The 4,717-nt window shown below is 35.7% G+C and carries 3 protein-coding genes; all 3 read right to left on the bottom strand.

Annotated features, from left to right (window positions below; all coding sequences use genetic code 11):
* Positions 1–354: 354 nt before the first annotated feature.
* The 3 genes from glpK to BZG01_RS21095 all read right to left on the bottom strand — a co-directional run bounded on the left by glpK (position 355) and on the right by BZG01_RS21095 (position 4,503).
* Positions 355–1,851 carry a glycerol kinase GlpK gene (gene glpK / locus BZG01_RS21105; protein ID WP_180327418.1) on the bottom strand — a complete coding sequence of 499 codons (1,497 nt, stop codon included), beginning with the start codon at positions 1,849–1,851 and terminating at the stop codon, positions 355–357.
* 31 nt (positions 1,852–1,882) lie between these two features.
* Complete coding sequence (locus tag BZG01_RS22035) at positions 1,883–2,236, bottom strand: PadR family transcriptional regulator (protein WP_101311822.1); 354 nt, start codon at positions 2,234–2,236, stop codon at positions 1,883–1,885.
* Between the two features lie 74 nt (positions 2,237–2,310).
* A complete protein-coding gene (locus tag BZG01_RS21095) occupies positions 2,311–4,503 on the bottom strand; it encodes an AsmA family protein (protein ID WP_218973191.1) in 2,193 nt (730 codons plus the stop codon).
* Positions 4,504–4,717: the final 214 nt, after the last annotated feature.

Below are 4,717 nucleotides of genomic sequence, written 5' to 3'. Positions count from 1 at the left end.
TTTGTTGTTTTGGACAACAGGTTATGAGATCTCTCGGGATAAGATAACGTACTTTCGTCACGTCCTACTTGATTTACTCTTAGTGGTTACGGTTGACTTTTGGGTTTTCCCAATCCATAGCTCGGTTACCCACACTAATAAGCCTTATATCAAGTTTCTGTTCGTTAGAACGATGACTTTGCTGATGGCTTCCTTCAGATTTGGGGTCGCCCCCAACACCCTTGCCAATTGCTAGTTCTTCCTGTCAACTCGGCGAACTCAAGAACGTTTCATCTTGATAGCACGTTACCATGCCCGACATACCAAGAACGCCACACTTATTAAGTATGGCGTTCTTTATAAAAAATAGAAATTTTATTCATCAGAATCAATCCAGTTTAAGGAGCGACTTACTGCCTTATCCCAATATTTTTTATGGTGCGCTACAGTTTCCTTTTCCATTAAAACATTAAATTCCTTTGCTATCTTCCAATGTTCTCTTATTTCATCTGTATCTTTCCAGAAGCCAACTCCCAATCCTGCCAGATAGGCTGCTCCCAATGCTGCAATCTCCTTAATTCTAGATTGAACCACAGGAATATCATAAAAATCAGCCTGATATTGAAGTAAGGTATTATTCACCATAGTCCCTCCAGCTCTAAGTTGTTTAAATTTCATCCCCGAGTCTGCTTCCATTGCTTTCAATACATCTGATGATCTGTGAGCAATCGATTCTAATGAAGCCCGGGCAATATGACCAATACTCGTTCCCATATTCAATCCCCAAAATGTTCCTCTGGCGTATTGATCCCAATAAGGTGCTCCTAATCCAGTAAAAGCAGGTACAATATACACCCCACCATTATCCTTTTCGGTAAGAGCAAGAATTTCAATTTCCTCGGTGGAGTGAATTAAACCCAAACCATCGCGGAGCCACTGAACCACCGCACCACCAATAAATACACTTCCTTCAAGTGCATAAGTAACCTTGTCTCCAATACTCCAGGCTATTGTCGTAATTAAGTCGTTTTTTGATTCAACCGGCTGATCTCCGGTATTCATTAAAATAAAACAACCCGTATTGTAAGTGTTTTTCACCATTCCCTTCTCGAAACAAACCTGCCCAAACAAAGCAGCCTGCTGATCCCCACAAATTCCGGAAATTGGTATATCAGTCCCAAACATCGATCTTTTTGTACTTCCGTACACTTCGCTGGATGAGCATACTTTTGGCAGCAGTGAAGCGGGAATGTTCATGATATCCAATATTTCCTGATCCCATTCCAATTCATGGATATTATAAAGCATTGTACGACTTGCGTTAGACACGTCTGTAACATGCTTTTCTCCCTTGGTAAGCTTCCATATTAACCAACTATCTACGGTACCAAAAGCCAACTCACCTCTTTCTGCTTTTTCTCTTGCTCCTTCAACATTATCGAGAAGCCATTTTATTTTTGTTGCGGAAAAAAAAGCATCAAGAATTAAGCCCGTCTTTGCTTTTATCAAAGAAGCATAACCTCGTTTCTTCAATTCATCACAAATATGAGAAGTACGTTTATCCTGCCAAACAATTGCATTGTAAATAGGCTGACCAGTTGCCTTATCCCAAATAATAGTAGTTTCCCTTTGATTCGTAATACCTATACCTGCAATATCGGCTCCGGTCAGGCCTGCTTTTTCCAAAACTTCTTCTGCAACTGATGCCTGAGAATACCAAATCTCCTTGGCATCCTGTTCAATCCAACCGGGCTTGGGATAGTATTGTTCATATTCTTTTTGAACCAAAGAAACAATTTCTCCATCCTTATTAAATATTATTGCTTTCGACACTGAGGTTCCTTGATCCAAGGACAAAATATACTTCTTCATCACCTACTAATTATATGATTTCTCTGGTTATTTAAACACTTTCTTTGATCCTCTCAATCGAAAGGTTTAAAGCATCAACATATTCTCTCATCACCATTAGATGAGCAGTTCCTTCTTCGGTAAGTTTATAATACTTTCGTGGAATACCTGTATCCATTTCGGCCCATTCAGAGGTAACCAATTTTTCTTTCTTCAATCGATTCAATAAGGGATAAATAGTACCCTCAGCAATTTCGAGTGATGTAAATTGATTCATCTCACTAATTAGCTCGTATCCATAACATGGCCTGGACCGCAACAATAGCAGAATAATATATTCGAGAAGTCCCTTTTTAAATTGGGACTTCCACTTCGTTATAAAATATAAATTTATTTCTTCATTCATGATTTAACAAACATATAAAAAAACACCTAGCTTTACAAGATACTATGCATCAATATAATCATCCACATTAAATATTATTGTAACGATACCTCAACTCGAAAATTTGGAGTACGTTGTTCCTCAGACAAATTTCTTAAATCAGTCCTTTTCATTTCAAATGCACTTACATCTACTAATAAATTATTAATCAGGTGATTTGAAACGAGCTGGTTTCTTTTCTCATAAAGCTTCCCGAATAAAATACTTATTTCCTGTTCTCCGATTATGGCAACACAATTGTCTTGAATTGATTGTTTCACATTCGACTTATCCTGATTAAAAATATAGGTTCTAAATTCCGGACTGTTATTTGCCCATTCCATTAATTGAAGATTCGGGACAATCTTCTCCTCCATGGCTGTTGATTGAAAAAAACGGTTTGCACATTCTCTTACTGCGAGTAAAATCCTTTCTTCACCAATATTTGTTTCCTGAGAAAATGAAAATTTTAAATCCGGTTTTTTCTTAAGTATATCTGCAATTGTTTCCAAAGTATTTATGTGTGCAGCATCCAAACTATCCTGTAAAAAATGAAACGGTATTTTTTCAATACTTTCAGGATTTGATCCAACTAAATTACCCAATAACCCAAATGGTTTACTGGCCGTTTTCACCAAAAAATTCATAAATGTCTTCCATATAATTTTCCCTACTCTAAATTCCGGATCTTTTGGATTCCCGGAAACCGGCAAGTCAAATTTAATCTGATCATTTTGATCTTTTAATAGATACAAAGCTAAACGTACCGGAGCCTTTATAGTATTGGGATCTTTGGTCTTATTCCCAAAATCGAATTCCGATACTTTTATCTTATTCATATTTTTCAGCGATGCAGGAGTCATATCCAGACTACAATCATAAGTTAGCTCTCCTTGAGTAATAGGTCTTGCAATATAAAACTCCGTATATGGTGAAAAGCTCATCAAATCAAGCCTTTCAATCTTTCCACGTATATTAAATTGTGTTGCGTCTTTTAAACTAAAAACAGCAGAACCGGAAGATTTTCCTCCTCCATTTAAATTCATTGAATAAGCAACTGGTATCTTCGGTGCATCTGCATTAACAGTTCCCATATTAATATTGATATCATACAGATCGTAAACAAATTTTCGATTTAATGTATGATCAGTAAATTTCACAACTCCCTTAGTAAGAACGATTGTATCCAGTTGATAAAACAATGAAGATTCCAGTTCCTCTTTAGTAATAGTGTCAACAGAAAGTGTATCTGATTTCAAGAAGGGCTCAAATATCTTTTCAAAATTGCAGTCATCAGAATATAAATCCGCATAAATAACCGGCGAGTCCATACTAACACGTCCTATTTCATAATGGGAAGAACCAATATGCAATGAATCTAAAACCACTTTCGCAGCTTTCGCTGATACAAATGGTTTTTCCTCAGAATCATATATTGAGAACTCTTGAAGAGCTGCATCTCCCTTAACAAAAACATCCATAAAATCATTCATACTGCCATTAATGTTAAGCTTCGTATCCAACAAGCCTGCCATTTTTGAAACCATCATGTAATCTTTCAAATAGACCACAAAAGGGCTAATATCCAAAGAAGTAACTCCTAAATTAATAGTATATCGTTTTATAAAATGATCGATGTCCGCATTGATAGAAACATTCCCCGTTTTTCCCATTGAAAAATTAACACCCATCTCTGATTTGTCATTATTCCAAGCAATTAAAGGTAATTCAATATTAATATTCTTGAGATCAATATTGTTATCTTTTTCCTGATCAAGGTAATTAACGTGCCCGTTTTTAATTTCGATATTCCTAATTTCAAACTTCACAAGCTCATTGTCCTCTTTTAAATTAGTACTATCAACAGCTTGCGAATTATCTTCTTTTATCAAATCACTAAAATTAAATCCCTCTAAATTCTTTATTACCGATACATTTAGTCCATCCAAATAAATTTCACTAACAGAATACTCTCCTGACAATAATTTCCAAGGGTTAATATTCACATACAATTCATCGAAAGAAACAAAATTGCTGTTTCCATCTAATTCATATAACCTAAATCCTTTTACTCTTGCCGAAACCTTGGCATAGTTAAAATGAAGTTCTGAAATTTCAATCTTACGCCCAATCAGTTCTTCCGAATTCTTATTCACCCAATATCTAACAATTGCAGACAGCATTAGGAAGATAAAAAACAGCACAATGACAATTGAGCCAATAATTATTTTTCCTTTGGTAAGTTTCATCATAATATCTTTAAAGTTTACCCAACAAAAATAGAAAATACATTGCTTGATAATACATCAATTTGTACTTATATCAGGCAACTTTATAATCGAGTAGGTAGAGGGATTACTCCCTCGCCCTCTCACACCACCGTACGTACTCTCGTATACGGCGATTTCAAATTAATTTTGTAACAGTACATATTTATTCGACATATTAAACAAACCTAAATCC

Origin of the sequence: Labilibaculum manganireducens (assembly GCF_002843385.1) — a bacterium.
GTDB lineage: Bacteria > Bacteroidota > Bacteroidia > Bacteroidales > Marinifilaceae > Labilibaculum > Labilibaculum manganireducens.
The sequence above is the reverse complement of the archived record's forward strand: the minus strand, read 5'-3'. Positions and strand labels throughout refer to the sequence as shown.

Bases quoted from the DNA above. Each gene is read 5' to 3' on its own strand.
- BZG01_RS21095 (WP_218973191.1), bottom strand. From the start codon at position 4,503: ATGAAACTTACCAAAGGAAAAATAATTATTGGCTCAATTGTCATTGTG.
- BZG01_RS22035 (WP_101311822.1), bottom strand. From the start codon at position 2,236: ATGAATGAAGAAATAAATTTATATTTTATAACGAAGTGGAAGTCCCAA.
- glpK (WP_180327418.1), bottom strand. From the start codon at position 1,851: ATGAAGAAGTATATTTTGTCCTTGGATCAAGGAACCTCAGTGTCGAAA.